The 13,856-nt window shown below is 66.9% G+C and carries 14 protein-coding genes; 11 read left to right on the top strand and 3 right to left on the bottom strand.

The annotated features are described in order from the left end of the window. Positions 1-132: 132 nt before the first annotated feature. The 3 genes from DK254_RS14190 (at position 133) to DK254_RS14180 (ending at position 1,739) form a co-directional block, all read left to right on the top strand. A complete protein-coding gene (locus DK254_RS14190; protein WP_064581933.1) occupies positions 133-627 on the top strand; it encodes a TIGR00645 family protein in 495 nt (164 codons plus the stop codon). 124 nt (positions 628-751) lie between these two features. After that, positions 752-1,051 (top strand): DUF6482 family protein, encoded by a 300-nt coding sequence (locus tag DK254_RS14185; protein WP_089391114.1) that lies wholly within the window; start codon positions 752-754, stop codon positions 1,049-1,051. A 70-nt stretch (positions 1,052-1,121) separates the two neighbouring features. Continuing rightward, a complete protein-coding gene (locus DK254_RS14180) occupies positions 1,122-1,739 on the top strand; it encodes an FKBP-type peptidyl-prolyl cis-trans isomerase (protein ID WP_109934265.1) in 618 nt (205 codons plus the stop codon). A 494-nt stretch (positions 1,740-2,233) separates the two neighbouring features. On the opposite strand, the gene DK254_RS14175 is transcribed toward DK254_RS14180, so the two are convergent. Beyond that, on the bottom strand, positions 2,234-2,458 hold the full coding sequence (locus tag DK254_RS14175) for a hypothetical protein (protein ID WP_109934264.1): 225 nt from the start codon (positions 2,456-2,458) through the stop codon (positions 2,234-2,236). Between the two features lie 172 nt (positions 2,459-2,630). Beyond that, positions 2,631-3,599: a polyprenyl synthetase family protein gene (locus tag DK254_RS14170; protein WP_109934263.1), complete on the bottom strand. Its 969-nt coding sequence runs from the start codon at positions 3,597-3,599 to the stop codon at positions 2,631-2,633. A gap of 240 nt (positions 3,600-3,839) precedes the next feature. Here DK254_RS14170 and rplU point away from each other — a divergent pair, with 240 nt between their 5' ends. The 5 genes from rplU to DK254_RS14140 all read left to right on the top strand — a co-directional run bounded on the left by rplU (position 3,840) and on the right by DK254_RS14140 (position 7,458). Then, a complete protein-coding gene (rplU, locus tag DK254_RS14160; RefSeq protein ID WP_015475683.1) occupies positions 3,840-4,151 on the top strand; it encodes a 50S ribosomal protein L21 in 312 nt (103 codons plus the stop codon). A gap of 24 nt (positions 4,152-4,175) precedes the next feature. Further along, a complete protein-coding gene (rpmA, locus tag DK254_RS14155; RefSeq protein WP_089391111.1) occupies positions 4,176-4,433 on the top strand; it encodes a 50S ribosomal protein L27 in 258 nt (85 codons plus the stop codon). A 151-nt stretch (positions 4,434-4,584) separates the two neighbouring features. Further along, on the top strand, positions 4,585-5,805 hold the full coding sequence (gene cgtA, locus DK254_RS14150; RefSeq protein WP_109934261.1) for an Obg family GTPase CgtA: 1,221 nt from the start codon (positions 4,585-4,587) through the stop codon (positions 5,803-5,805). A gap of 62 nt (positions 5,806-5,867) precedes the next feature. Beyond that, positions 5,868-6,986 carry a glutamate 5-kinase gene (gene proB, locus DK254_RS14145; protein ID WP_109934260.1) on the top strand — a complete coding sequence of 373 codons (1,119 nt, stop codon included), beginning with the start codon at positions 5,868-5,870 and terminating at the stop codon, positions 6,984-6,986. Positions 6,987-6,996: 10 nt separating this feature from the next. Beyond that, a complete protein-coding gene (locus tag DK254_RS14140) occupies positions 6,997-7,458 on the top strand; it encodes a CreA family protein (RefSeq protein WP_109934259.1) in 462 nt (153 codons plus the stop codon). Positions 7,459-7,865: 407 nt separating this feature from the next. Here the strand turns inward: DK254_RS14140 and rpsT are convergent, their stop codons facing one another. Further along, entirely contained in the window at positions 7,866-8,135 is a 270-nt protein-coding gene (rpsT, locus tag DK254_RS14135) for a 30S ribosomal protein S20 (protein WP_009617555.1), read from the bottom strand. Positions 8,136-8,379: 244 nt separating this feature from the next. Here rpsT and murJ point away from each other — a divergent pair, with 244 nt between their 5' ends. The 3 genes from murJ to ileS all read left to right on the top strand — a co-directional run bounded on the left by murJ (position 8,380) and on the right by ileS (position 13,821). After that, positions 8,380-9,918, top strand: coding sequence for a murein biosynthesis integral membrane protein MurJ (gene murJ / locus DK254_RS14130; RefSeq protein ID WP_109934258.1), 1,539 nt, complete (start codon positions 8,380-8,382; stop codon positions 9,916-9,918). 106 nt (positions 9,919-10,024) lie between these two features. After that, positions 10,025-10,963: a bifunctional riboflavin kinase/FAD synthetase gene (gene ribF / locus DK254_RS14125; protein ID WP_109934257.1), complete on the top strand. Its 939-nt coding sequence runs from the start codon at positions 10,025-10,027 to the stop codon at positions 10,961-10,963. Between the two features lie 23 nt (positions 10,964-10,986). Continuing rightward, positions 10,987-13,821, top strand: coding sequence for an isoleucine--tRNA ligase (gene ileS, locus DK254_RS14120; RefSeq protein ID WP_109934256.1), 2,835 nt, complete (start codon positions 10,987-10,989; stop codon positions 13,819-13,821). Positions 13,822-13,856: the final 35 nt, after the last annotated feature.

Here is a 13,856-nt window from a genome sequence, read left to right as displayed (position 1 = left end):
CCCCCGGCGGGCGGGGGCTGGCGCGTTTCTTCCCGGCGTCCTGCACATATTTATCCACAGAATAACTGGATAACTCGCCGCGGGCCTTCAGCTATAATCCTCCGCCATTTCTGAACTCCCTTTGCGAAGGCCATGGAACGTTTCATCGAAAACAGCATGTACGCCGCCCGCTGGCTGCTGGCGCCGGTCTATATCGGTCTGTCGCTGGCGCTGCTGGCACTGACCATCAAGTTCTTCCAGGAGATCTTCCACATCCTCCCGGACATCTTCTCGATCGCCGAGGCCGACCTGATCCTGGTGCTGCTGTCGCTGATCGACATGGCCCTGGTCGGCGGCCTGCTGGTGATGGTGATGTTCTCCGGCTACGAGAACTTCGTCTCGCAGCTGGACATTTCCGAAGGCAAGGAGAAGCTCAGCTGGCTGGGCAAGATGGACGCCAGCTCGCTGAAGAACAAGGTGGCGGCCTCCATCGTGGCGATCTCCTCGATCCACCTGCTGCGCATCTTCATGGATGCGAAGAACGTCGATGACAACAAGCTGATGTGGTACGTGATCATCCACCTCACCTTCGTCCTCTCCGCGTTCGCCATGGGCTATCTGGACAAGGCCACGCGCCACGACCACTGATCGTTTTTGCCGCCTCCGGCGTACCGCCCGTCAGCCGCAAGCGACGGGCGGTGTCGTTTGCGCTGGGCGCAGCCGGCGCGCTGTACCAGACTGGCTGCGTTGGACCCTACCCTGGAGGTGCGCAATGAACCTGCAAGAGCTGACCAACCGTTCACTCGCCGGGGATATCGACGAGCTCAACCTGGTATCCCTGGAGGGCGGCATCTACGTGCTGGAGGCGCGCATGGGCCAGCGCTTCATCCCGATCCAGGACGCCAAGGGGCATGTACTGGGCGTGCGTTCGCTGGAGCATGCCCGCCAACTGCTGACGGCGTTGCCGCCGATTCCCTTCCAGCTGGTCCACGCCGCGGTGCAGGACGAGATGTGCGGCTCCCCGGGCGGCAGCGCGCAGAACGACGAAGGCGTGGCCATGCCGCTGCATTGAGGCCGAGGTGGGGCGGGGCGGTCGACTGTGCTAGGCTGGCCGCCCTTTTTTCACCCAGCGGAGCCCCGCCATGAGCGAACTCAACCTTTCCACCGACGAAGCCCGTGTCAGCTACGGCGTCGGCCGCCAGCTGGGCGACCAGCTGCGTGAGAACCCGGTTCCGGGCATGAGCCTGGACGCGGTGCTGGCCGGCCTCTCCGACGCCTTCGCCGGTGCCGACAGCCGGGTGCCCGCCGAGCAGCTGTCCGCCAGCTTCCAGGTGATCCGCCAGCGCATGCAGGCCGAAGCCCAGGCCAAGGCCGAGGCGGCCGCCGCCGAAGGCAAGGCCTACTTGGTGGAGAATGCCAAGCGCGAGGGCGTCACCGTGCTGCCGTCCGGCCTGCAATACGAAGTGCTGGTCGCCGGCGAGGGCGCCAAGCCGTCCCGCGACGACACCGTGCGCACCCACTACCATGGCACCCTGGTCGACGGCAGCGTGTTCGACAGTTCCTACCAGCGCGGCCAGCCGGCCGAGTTCCCGGTGGGCGGCGTGATCGCCGGCTGGGTCGAGGCCCTGCAACTGATGAACACCGGCAGCAAGTGGCGCCTGCACGTACCGGCCGAGCTGGCCTACGGCGGCCAGGCGGTGGGCAGCATCCCGCCGCACAGCACCCTGGTGTTCGACGTCGAGCTGCTCGACATCCTCTGACGGGTGCAACCCGCGGCGGCCGTCCCTGGCCACCGCGGCATGCGGGGGGCTCCACGCGGCCCCCGGTGTGCAGCCGCCTCCCGGGCGGCGACCGCACGGATGGCGCGTCCTGCGCCATCGCAAAAAAAACCTGTACATCCCGCTCCCGCCCCGGCGAGCGAGCTTGCTCGCGAACGGCCCGCACCTGACCCATCCTACGGGTCGTTATGTTTGCCGGATGAGATGTCGGAGCGGATTTATCCGCGATTCCGCCGGCAGGGCCGGCTCTCATCCCGCCATCGCGGACAAGGTCCGCTCCTACGCCCGTGCTTCCCCGGCACTGTAGGAGCGGGCCCTGCCCGCGATTCGCGCGCAGGGCGCGCTCCTACAGGGGAATGGCGTGGGTGGGGGAGCGTAGGAGCGGATCTCATCCGCGATCCGCGCCGATACGTCCGGCTATCGCGGACAAGGTCCTCCTACGAAAGCCCCATCGCTCCCGCGAGCAGCGGTGGCATTCAACGCAGCGCACGGGCGTAGCAGAACAGGAACAGGTTGCGCACCAGCTCCTTGAGCACCTGCGGTTCGCTGGTGCTCAGCTCGTGCAGGTCCAGGCCGCCCTGCTCGCGCAACTCGTCCAGGGCGTCTTCCTGCAGCAGGGCGCAGACTTCCCCGGTATCGCGATTGAGGATGCGCAGATAGGGATGGGGGCGGTCCAGCCAGGCATCGATCATGTAGGTCATCTCTGCATCTCCTTGGTAGCCGAGTTAATGAGAATAATTCTTATTATCTCGATAGCAAGCCCCTATGCAGAATTTTTTTCGCCAAACGCCCCATGCCATGGCCTGGATCAACCGCCCTGAATGCAAAACGCCCGCGCGGCAGGGCCGGGCGGGCGTTCGGTGGCGGCGACGATCAGTGCGTGCGGGCGACCGCGAACTCGCTGAGTTCGACCAGCGCGGCGCGGTATTCGCTGTCCGGCAGTACCTGCAGGCAGTCGATGGCGCGCGCGGCGTACTCGCGGGCCAACCTGGCGGTGTAGTCCAGGGCGCCGGCGGCTTCCACAGCGGCGCGGATGCCTTCCAGGTCCTGGCTGCCGCCCTGCTGGATGGCCTTGCGCACCAGCAGCGCCTGCTCCGGGGTGCCGTCGCGCATGGTGGCGATCAGCGGCAGGGTGGGCTTGCCCTCGGCGAGGTCGTCGCCGACGTTCTTGCCCAGGGTGCTGGCGTCGCCGCGGTAGTCCAGCAGGTCGTCCACCAGTTGGAAGGCGATGCCCAGGGCGTCGCCGAACTGGCGCAGGGCCTCGGCCTGTTCGTGGCTGGCGCCGGCGAGGGCGGCGGCACTGTGGGTCGAGGCCTCGAAGAGCATCGCGGTCTTGCCGCGGATGACTTCCATGTAGGTTTCCTCGGTGGTGCTGGCGTCGCGCACCTTGGTCAGCTGCAGCACTTCGCCTTCGGCGATCACCCGGGTGGCCTGGGAAATGATCTGCATCACCGGCATGGAGCCGAGCTCGACCATCATTTCGAAGGAGCGTGCATAGAGGAAGTCGCCGACCAGCACGCTGGGCGCGTTGCCCCACTGGGCGTTGGCGGTGGCGCGGCCGCGGCGCAGGCCGGAGGCGTCGACCACGTCGTCGTGCAGCAGGGTGGAGGTGTGCAGGAACTCGATGATCGCCGCCAGCAGGCGCATGTCGTCCCCGGAACGGCCCAGGGCCTTGCCGCTGAGCAGCACCAGCAGCGGGCGGAGACGCTTGCCGCCGGCGGAGATGATATAGTCGCCGATCTTCTCGACCAGGGGAACGCGGGAGCTGAGCTGGCGGCGGATGATGCCGTCGACGGCGGTGAAATCGTCCGCCACCACCCGATAGAAAGCCTGGGGTTGCATATTACGAAGGCGCTCCTCGAAGAATGCGCGGCATGCTAGGTGCCGGGGTGGGGGCTGTCAAGGAAAGCGCCGCGAGGCTTGTGTCGGCCGGGGGCTTTGCGTACAATCGCGGCCCCGAACTTCCCTGGCATACCCTGCCTTACGCAATTGCACGGGCGTCCTTCCGGCCCCATGCAGCCATGCCGACCGATACCTCTTCCTATAAAGCGTCGGGTGAGCAGGTCTAACGGAGACATCCAGATGTACGCAGTTATTGTTACCGGTGGCAAGCAATACAAAGTCACCGAAGGCGAATTCCTCAAGGTCGAGAAACTCGACGTCGCCACCGGCGAAGCGATCAACCTGGATCGCATCCTGCTGGTCGCCAACGGCGATGACGTCAAGATCGGCCTGCCGGTGGTAGAAGGCGCGAAAGTGACCGCAGAAGTGGTTTCCCACGGTCGTCACGACAAAGTGCGCATCATCAAGTTCCGCCGCCGCAAGCACCACATGAAGCGTCAGGGCCACCGCCAGTGGTTCACTGAAATCAAGATCACCGGCATCCAGGCCTAATTCCTTTTTTGGAGGATATGACTCATGGCACACAAGAAAGCTGGCGGTAGTACCCGCAACGGTCGCGATTCCGAAAGTAAACGCCTTGGCGTGAAGCTGTTCGGCAGCCAGGTCGTCAAAGCAGGCAACATCATCGTGCGTCAGCGCGGCACCCAGTTCCACGCTGGCTACGGCGTTGGCATGGGCAAGGATCACACCCTGTTCGCGAAAATCGACGGCGTGATCAAGTTCGAAGTGAAAGGCGCCTTTGGCCGTCGCTATGTAAGCGTCGTCGCTGCCTAAGCGAGCCTTCACTGAAAAAGCCCTGTCTCGCGACGGGGCTTTTTTGTTTCTGGCGTTTCCTGCATGGGGCGGCCTGCGCGTTTGCGCGGACTTGGCTGTATCCTATGCTCCTTTTCTTATTCAACCCGCCGCGCTGGCGGGAGGCGTTCCCATGAAATTCGTCGACGAAGTATCCATCCACGTGAAAGCCGGTGACGGCGGTAATGGCCTCATGAGCTTTCGCCGCGAGAAGTTCATCGAGAAGGGCGGTCCCAACGGCGGTGACGGTGGCGACGGCGGCTCGGTGTTCCTCGAGGCCGACGAGAGCCTGAACACCCTGGTGGACTACCGCTACACCCGCCGCTTCGATGCCCAGCGCGGGCAGAACGGTGGCAGCAAGGACTGCACCGGCGCCAAGGGCGACGACCTGGTCCTGCCGGTGCCGGTGGGCACCACCGTGATCGATGCCGCTACCCATGAGGTCATCGGCGACCTGACCGAGCCCGGTCAGCGCCTGATGGTCGCCCAGGGCGGCTGGCACGGCCTGGGCAACACCCGCTTCAAGTCCAGCACCAACCGTGCGCCGCGGCAGACCACCCCGGGCAAGCCCGGCGAGGCCCGCGACCTCAAGCTGGAGCTGAAGGTCCTGGCCGACGTCGGCCTGCTGGGCCTGCCGAACGCTGGCAAGAGCACCTTCATCCGCGCCGTGTCCGCGGCCAAGCCGAAAGTCGCCGACTACCCGTTCACCACCCTGGTGCCGAACCTGGGCGTGGTCAGCGTCGGCCGCTTCAAGAGCTTCGTGGTCGCCGACATCCCCGGCCTGATCGAGGGCGCCGCCGAAGGCGCCGGCCTGGGCATCCGCTTCCTCAAGCACCTGGCGCGTACCCGTCTGCTGCTGCACATCGTCGACATGGCGCCGCTGGACGAGAGCGACCCGGCCGATGCCGCCGAGACCATCGTCAACGAGCTGACCAAGTTCAGCCCGGCGCTCACCGAGCGTGACCGCTGGCTGGTGCTGAACAAGATGGACCAGATCCTCGAGCCGGAAGAGCAGGAGCGGCGCAAGCAGGACGTGGTCGCGCGGCTGGGCTGGGAAGGTCCGGTCTACGTGATCTCCGCCCTGGAGCGCGAAGGCACCGAGGCGCTCAGCCAGGACATCATGAAGTACCTCGACGAGCGCACCCTGCGCATCGAGGAAGACCCGGCCTACGGCGAAGCCCTGGCCGAACTCGACCAGCGCATCGAGGACGAGGCGCGCTCCCGTCTGCAGGCCCTGGATGACGCGCGCGCGCTGCGCCGTGCCGGCCTGAAGAATGCCGACGACCTCGATGACGACGATGATTTCGACGACGAGGACGACGGCGACGGGCCGGAAATCTTCTACGTGCCCTGACCGGCGCCGCGTGCGCCGGTCCCCAAGCAACCTGGTGAAACCTGACTTCGTAAGGTTGATGTATGCGTGAGAAAGTGACCGGCGCGCGGCGCTGGGTGGTGAAGATCGGCAGCGCCCTGCTCACGGCCGATGGCCGCGGGCTGGATCGCGACGCCATGGCGGTGTGGGTCGAGCAGATGGTCGCGCTGCACTGCGCGGGCGTCGAGCTGGTGCTGGTGTCCTCCGGCGCCGTGGCGGCGGGCATGAGCCGCCTGGGCTGGGTCTCCCGCCCGAACGACATGCACGAGCTGCAGGCCGCGGCGGCCGTCGGCCAGATGGGCCTGGTGCAGGCCTGGGAGTCCAGCTTCGGCCAGCATGGCCTGCAGACCGCCCAGGTGCTGCTGACCCATGACGACCTGTCCGACCGCAAGCGCTACCTGAACGCCCGCAACACCCTGCGCACCCTGGTCGATCTCGGCGTGATCCCGGTGATCAACGAGAACGACACGGTGGTCACCGACGAGATCCGCTTCGGCGACAACGACACCCTGGCGGCCCTGGTGGCCAACCTGGTGGAGGCCGACCTGCTGGTGATCCTCACCGACCGCGACGGTATGTTCGACGCCGATCCGCGCAGCAACCCCGAAGCCCAGCTGATCTACGAAGCCCGCGCCGACGATGCCCAGCTCGACCTGGTGGCCGGCGGCAGCGCCGGCGCCCTCGGCCGCGGCGGCATGCAGACCAAGCTGCGCGCGGCGCGCCTGGCGGCACGCTCCGGTGCGCACACGGTGATCGTCGGCGGGCGCATCGAGCGCGTGCTCGACCGCCTGCGTTCCGGCGAGCGCCTGGGTACCCTGCTGACTCCCGAGCAGAGCCGCAAGGCCGCCCGCAAGCAATGGCTGGCAGGCCATCTGCAGATGCGCGGCACCCTGGTGCTGGACGCGGGGGCGGTGAAGGCCATCGCGGAAGATCACAAGAGCCTGTTGCCGGTGGGCGTGAAGCAGGTCCAGGGCAGCTTCCGCCGCGGCGAGATGGTGGTCTGCGTGGACCCGCAGGGCCGCGAGATCGCTCGCGGCCTGGCCAACTACAGCGCCCTGGAGGCGCAGAAGATCATCGGCCAGCCGACCGACGCCATCGAGGGCCTGCTGGGCTACGTCGACGGGCCGGAGCTGGTGCACCGCGACAACCTCGTGCTGGTCTGAAGGAGTACCCATGAAGCTATGGAAGGGCGTGTGCGCCGGCCTGCTGATGTTGCCGGTGCTGGCGGGGGCGGAGGAGATCGGCGAGGTCTCCACGGTGTTCAAGTGGGTGGGGCCCAACGACAAGATCGTGGTCGAGGCCTTCGACGACCCTAAAGTGGAAGGGGTGACCTGCTACCTGTCGCGGGCCAAGACCGGCGGCGTCAAGGGCGGCCTGGGCCTGGCCGAGGACCGCGCCGAGGCGTCCATCGCCTGCCGCCAGGTCGGGCCGATCCGCTTCGCCGGCGAACTCAAGGATGGCGAAGAGGTGTTCAAGCAGCGCACCTCGCTGGTGTTCAAGTCCATGCAGGTGGTGCGTTTCTTCGACAAGAAGCGCAACGCGCTGGTCTACCTCGTCTACAGCGACCGCATCATCGAAGGCAGCCCGCAGAACGCGGTGACCGCCATCCCGATCATGCCCTGGCCGACGAAATAGAAGGCTTCCTCTTTTCGTAGGAGCGGGCCCTGCCCGCGATTCGCGCGCAGGGCGCGCTCCTGCAGGGGTGTGCGTGGGTGGGGCAGCGTAGGAGCGGATCTCATCCGCGATCCCGCCGGCAAGGCCGGTATTCACGCGAGGCATCTTTCGCTTTTTCTTTTCGTAGGAGCGGGCCCTGCCCGCGATTCGCGCGCAGGGCGCGCTCCTACAAGGGAGTGCGCGGGTGGGGGCAGCGTAGGAGCGGATCTCATCCGCGATCCCGCCGGCAAGGCCGGCGTTCGCGCGAGGCATCGCCGCAGCGGGGCGTTCGCGAGCAAGCTCGCTCCTACAGGTCCGGGGCCGGGTTTGGGTTTTTCGCGGGCAATAAAAAACCGGCCACAGGGGCCGGTTTTTCAAGAACGGAACGCTTACGCGGTGGCCAGGGCCTTCACGTGGGCGTTCAGACGGCTCTTGTGACGAGCGGCCTTGTTCTTGTGGATGATGCCTTTGTCGGCCATGCGGTCGATGACCGGTACGGCGGCAACCAGAGCGGCCTGGGCCTTGGGCAGGTCCTTGGCGTCGACTGCTTTGACTACGTTCTTGATGTAGGTACGAACCATGGAACGCAGGCTGGCGTTGTGGCTGCGACGCTTCTCAGCCTGTTTGGCGCGTTTTTTGGCGGAAGGTGTGTTGGCCACCGTCGAGCTCCTCGAGAAAAACTTGGGATGTAGCGAATAAATTAAGGCCGCGAATGATGCCGTCGAGTCCGAGCCTTGTCAAGGGTATGAGCGGCGGCCGACGAGCGGCGTGGCCGGGGATTCGCGGACTGGGTGGGTGATTTATTCGACCAGCGGCCATACACTCGACGCCCTTTACTGGCCGCCGGGCGATCCGGCCGCCCCGCGGGCAGGGCCCGCCCTGCGCTGACAAGTCCCGGATGCAATGAATCTACTCAAATCGCTGGCCGCGGTCAGCTCCATGACCATGATCTCGCGGGTGCTCGGCTTCGTCCGGGACACCATAGTGGCGCGCATGTTCGGCGCCGGCATGGCCACCGACGCCTTCTTCGTCGCCTTCAAGCTGCCCAACCTGCTGCGCCGCATCTTCGCCGAGGGCGCCTTCTCCCAGGCCTTCGTGCCGATCCTGGCGGAATACAAGACGCAGCAGGGCGAGGAGGCCACCCGCACCTTCATCGCCTACGTCTCCGGCCTGCTGACCCTGGTGCTGGCCGTGGTCACGCTGCTCGGCATCCTCGCCGCGCCCTGGGTGATCTGGATCACCGCGCCGGGCTTCGCCGACACCCCGGAGAAGTTCGAGCTGACCACCGCGCTGCTGCGGGTGACCTTTCCCTACATCCTGCTGATCTCCCTGGCCTCCCTGGCCGGGGCCGTCCTCAACACCTGGAACCGCTTCTCGGTGCCGGCCTTCGTGCCGACCCTGCTGAACGTCAGCATGATCCTGTTCTCGCTGTTCCTCACGCCGTACTTCGACCCGCCGGTGATGGCCCTGGGCTGGGCGGTGCTGGCCGGCGGCCTGGCGCAGCTGCTGTACCAGCTGCCGCACCTGAAGAAGATCGGCATGCTGGTGCTGCCGCGCCTGAACCTGCGCGATACCGGCGTATGGCGCGTGCTCAAGCAGATGGGCCCGGCGATCCTCGGCGTCTCGGTGAGCCAGATCTCGCTGATCATCAACACCATCTTCGCCTCCTTCCTGGCTGCGGGCTCGGTGTCCTGGATGTACTACGCCGACCGCCTGATGGAGCTGCCCTCCGGCGTGCTGGGGGTGGCCCTGGGCACCATCCTGCTGCCGTCCCTGGCCAAGACCTACGCCAATGACGACCGCCACGAATACTCGCGCCTGCTCGACTGGGGGCTGCGCCTGTGCTTCCTGCTGGTGCTGCCCTGCGCGCTGGCCCTGGCGCTGATCGCCGAGCCGCTGACCGTGTCGCTGTTCCAGTACGGCAAGTTCAGCGCCAACGACGCGCTGATGACCCAGCGCGCGCTCATCGCCTATGCCGTGGGCCTGCTCGGCATCATCCTGGTCAAGGTGCTGGCGCCGGGCTTCTATGCCCGGCAGAACATCCGCACGCCGGTGAAGATCGCGCTCTTCACCCTGGTTTCCACCCAGGCGATGAACCTGGTCTTCATCGGCCCGCTCAAGCACGCGGGCCTGGCCCTGGCCATCAGCCTGGCGGCCTGCCTCAACGCCGGCCTGCTGTACTGGCAGTTGCGCAAGCACGACCTGTTCGAGCCGCAGCCGGGCTGGGCGAAGTTCCTCGGCAAGCTGGTGCTGGCGGTGCTGGTGATGTCCGCCGTGCTGCTGGGCGCGATGCACTTCATGCCGGCCTGGGACCTGGGCGGCATGCCGCTGCGCCTGGCGCGCCTGGGCGTGCTGGTGGTGGCCGGCGTGGTGGCCTATTTCGGTATGCTGGCGCTGCTGGGCTTCCGCCTGCGGGACTTCTCGCGGCGGGCGGTGAGCTAGCCCGGCGCGGGCACTTGGGTGCATCCGTGACGCACGGCGGCTTTGTGCCTGTCGCGCGGCGGCGGGTGCAGGTATAATCGACCACTTTCTGAGCAATACGCGCGCTATGCAGCTGCTTCGAGGCCTCCACAACCTGCGGCCCCTGTCCGGGGGCTGCGTTGCCACCATCGGCAATTTCGACGGCGTCCACCTTGGCCACCAGGCGATCCTGGCGCGTCTGCGCGAGCGCTCGCAGGAGCTGGGCGTGCCCAGCTGCGTGGTCATCTTCGAGCCGCAGCCGCGCGAGTACTTCGCCCCGGATGCCGCGCCGGTGCGCCTGACGCGCCTGCGCGAGAAGCTCGAGCTGCTGCGCGAGCAGGGCGTCGACTTCGTCCTCTGCCTGACCTTCAACCGCCGTCTGCGCGAGCTGTCGGCCGCCGAGTTCGTCCGCCAGGTGCTGGTGGACGGCCTGGCGGTGCGCCACCTGGAAGTGGGCGACGACTTCCGCTTCGGCTGCGACCGTTCCGGCGACTTCGCCTTCCTGGTCCGGGCCAGCGCCGAGCAGGGCTTCACCGTCGAGGCCGCCACCACGGTGGAGGTCGACGGCATGCGGGTGAGCAGCTCGCGCATCCGCAAGGTGCTCGCCGACGGCGACCTGCACCAGGCCGAGCGCCTGCTGGGCCGGCCGTTCCGCCTGAGCGGGCGGGTGCTGCACGGGCAGAAGCTCGGCCGCACCCTGGGTTCGCCCACCGCCAACATCCAGCTCAAGCGCCGCAAGGCGCCGCTGAACGGCGTCTATCTGGTCAGCACCGTCGTGGCTGGCCAGCGTGTCAACGGGGTGGCCAACATCGGCACGCGGCCGTCGGTCAACGGCGACGGCCGGCCCCACCTGGAAGTACATCTGCTGGACTTCGCGGGCGACCTCTACGGCCTGCACCTGGATGTGACCTTCCACCAGAAGCTGCGTGATGAGCAGCGTTTTGCCTCCCTGGAGGCACTGAAGGCGGCGATCCTCGCCGACATAGCCGCCGCCCGGGCCTACTGGCTGGGCCAACCGCTTGATTGAAGAAATTCCGAACAGGCCCTGAGATGACCGACTACAAAGCCACGCTGAACCTTCCCGATACCCAGTTCCCGATGAAAGCCGGCCTGCCCCAGCGCGAGCCGGAGACGCTGAAGTTCTGGAACGACATCGGCCTGTACCAGAAGCTGCGGAAGATCGGCGAAGGTCGCCCGAAATTCATCCTGCACGATGGCCCGCCCTACGCCAACGGCAGCATCCACATCGGTCACGCGGTCAACAAGATCCTCAAGGACCTGATCGTCCGCTCGCGCACCCTGGCCGGCTACGACGCCCCCTACGTGCCGGGCTGGGACTGCCATGGCCTGCCCATCGAGCACAAGGTCGAGACCACCCACGGCAAGAACCTGCCGGCGGACAAGACCCGCGAACTGTGCCGCGCCTACGCCGCCGAACAGATCGAAGGGCAGAAGGCCGACTTCATCCGCCTGGGCGTGCTGGGCGAGTGGGACAACCCCTACAAGACCATGAACTTCGCCAACGAGGCCGGCGAGATCCGCGCCCTGGCCGAGATGGTCAGGCAGGGCTTCGTGTTCAAGGGCCTGAAGCCGGTGAACTGGTGCTTCGACTGCGGTTCGGCCCTGGCCGAGGCGGAAGTCGAGTACGCCGACAAGAAGTCCGACGCCATCGACGTCGCCTTCCCGGTGGAAGACGCCGACAAGCTGGCCGCCGCCTTCGGCCTGCCGAGCCTGGCCAAGCCCGCCGCCATCGTCATCTGGACCACCACCCCCTGGACCATCCCGGCCAACCAGGCGCTGAACGTCCACCCCGAATTCACCTACGCCCTGGTCGACACCGGGGCGCGCCTGCTGGTGCTGGCCGAGGAACTGGTCGAGTCCTGCCTGCAGCGCTACGGCCTGGAAGGCCGGGTCATCGCCACCGCCAAGGGCGAGGCGCTGGACCTGATCCGCTTCCGCCACCCGTTCTACGAGCGCTTCTCGCCGGTCTACCTGGCCGAGTACGTGGCCCTGGACGCCGGCACCGGCATCGTCCACTCGGCGCCGGCCTACGGCGAGGACGACTTCCGTACCTGCAAGCAGTACGGCATGAGCAACGACGACATCCTCAGCCCGGTGCAGAGCAACGGCGTGTATGTGTCCGACCTGCCGTTCTTCGGCGGCCAGTTCATCTGGAAGGCCAACCCGAACATCGTCGCCAAGCTCGACGAAGTGGGCGCGCTGCTCAAGCACGCCAGCATCAACCACAGCTACATGCACTGCTGGCGCCACAAGACGCCGCTGATCTACCGCGCCACCGCGCAGTGGTTCGTCGGCATGGACAAGCAGCCGGAAAGCGGCGCCACCCTGCGCGAGCGCGCCCTGGAAGCCATCACCCAGACCGAATTCGTGCCCAGCTGGGGCCAGGCGCGCCTGCACGGCATGATCGCCGGCCGTCCGGACTGGTGCATCTCGCGCCAGCGCAACTGGGGCGTGCCCATCCCGTTCTTCCTGCACAAGGCCACCGGCGAGCTGCACCCGCGCACCGTCGAGCTGATGGAAGCAGTCGCCCAGCGCGTGGAGAAGGAAGGCATCGAGGCCTGGTTCAAGCTCGACGCCGCCGAACTGCTGGGCGATGAAGCCGCGCAGTACGACAAGATCAACGACACCCTGGACGTCTGGTTCGACTCCGGCACCACCCACTGGCACGTGCTGCGCGGCTCCCACGCCGAGCTCGGCCACGCCAGCGGCCCGGCCGCCGACCTCTACCTGGAAGGCTCCGACCAGCACCGCGGCTGGTTCCACTCATCCTTGCTGACCGGCTGCGCCATCGACGGCCATGCGCCGTACCGCCAGTTGCTGACCCACGGCTTCACCGTGGACGAGTCCGGCCGCAAGATGTCCAAGTCCCTGGGCAACACCGTGGTGCCGCAGACCGTGATCGACACCCTGGGCGCCGACATCCTGCGCCTGTGGGTGGCCTCCACCGACTACTCCGGCGAGATCGCGGTCTCCCAGACCATCCTGCAGCGCAGCGCCGACGCCTACCGGCGCATCCGCAACACCACGCGCTTCCTGCTCTCCAACCTGACCGGCTTCGACCCGGCCAGGGACCTGCTGCCCAACGACCAGCTGCTGGCCCTGGACCGTTGGGCCGTGGACCGCGCCCTGCTGCTGCAGCGCGAACTGGAAGAGGCCTACCGCGACTACCGCTTCTGGAACGTCTACTCCAAGGTGCACAACTTCTGCGTGCAGGAGCTGGGCGGCTTCTACCTGGACATCATCAAGGACCGCCAGTACACCACCCAGGCCGACAGCGTCGCCCGCCGCTCCTGCCAGACCGCGCTGTTCCACATCGCCGAGGCGCTGGTGCGCTGGGTCGCGCCCATCCTGGCCTTCACCGCCGAGGAAGTGTGGAAGTTCCTGCCCGGCGAGCGCGCCGAGTCGGTGATGCTGACCACCTGGTACGAGGGCCTGTCCGAGCTGCCGGCCGACGCCGAGCTGGGCCGCGCCTACTGGGACAAGGTCATGGCCGTGAAGGCAGCGGTGAACAAGGAGCTGGAGAACCAGCGCGCGGCCAAGGCCGTGGGCGGCAACCTGCAGGCCGAGGTCACCCTGTTCGCCGAGGAGGCCCTGGCCGCCGACCTGGCCAAGCTGGGCAACGAACTGCGCTTCGTGCTCATCACTTCCACCGCCACCCTCGCGCCACTGGCCGATGCCCCGGCCGATGCCGTGCAGAGCGAGCTGCCCGGCCTCAAGCTGAAGGTGGTCAAGTCGGCCCACGCCAAGTGCGCCCGCTGCTGGCACCACCGCGAAGATGTCGGCAGCCACGCCGCGCACCCGGAAATTTGCGGCCGTTGCGTGGAGAACATCGAAGGCGCCGGCGAGGTTCGCCACTATGCCTAAGGACGCGCCATTGGCTATTTCTCTCTTTGCGCCGG

The sequence above is a fragment of the Pseudomonas sp. RW407 genome, assembly GCF_003176655.1.
GTDB lineage: Bacteria > Pseudomonadota > Gammaproteobacteria > Pseudomonadales > Pseudomonadaceae > Pseudomonas > Pseudomonas delhiensis.
The sequence above is the reverse complement of the archived record's forward strand: the minus strand, read 5'-3'. Positions and strand labels throughout refer to the sequence as shown.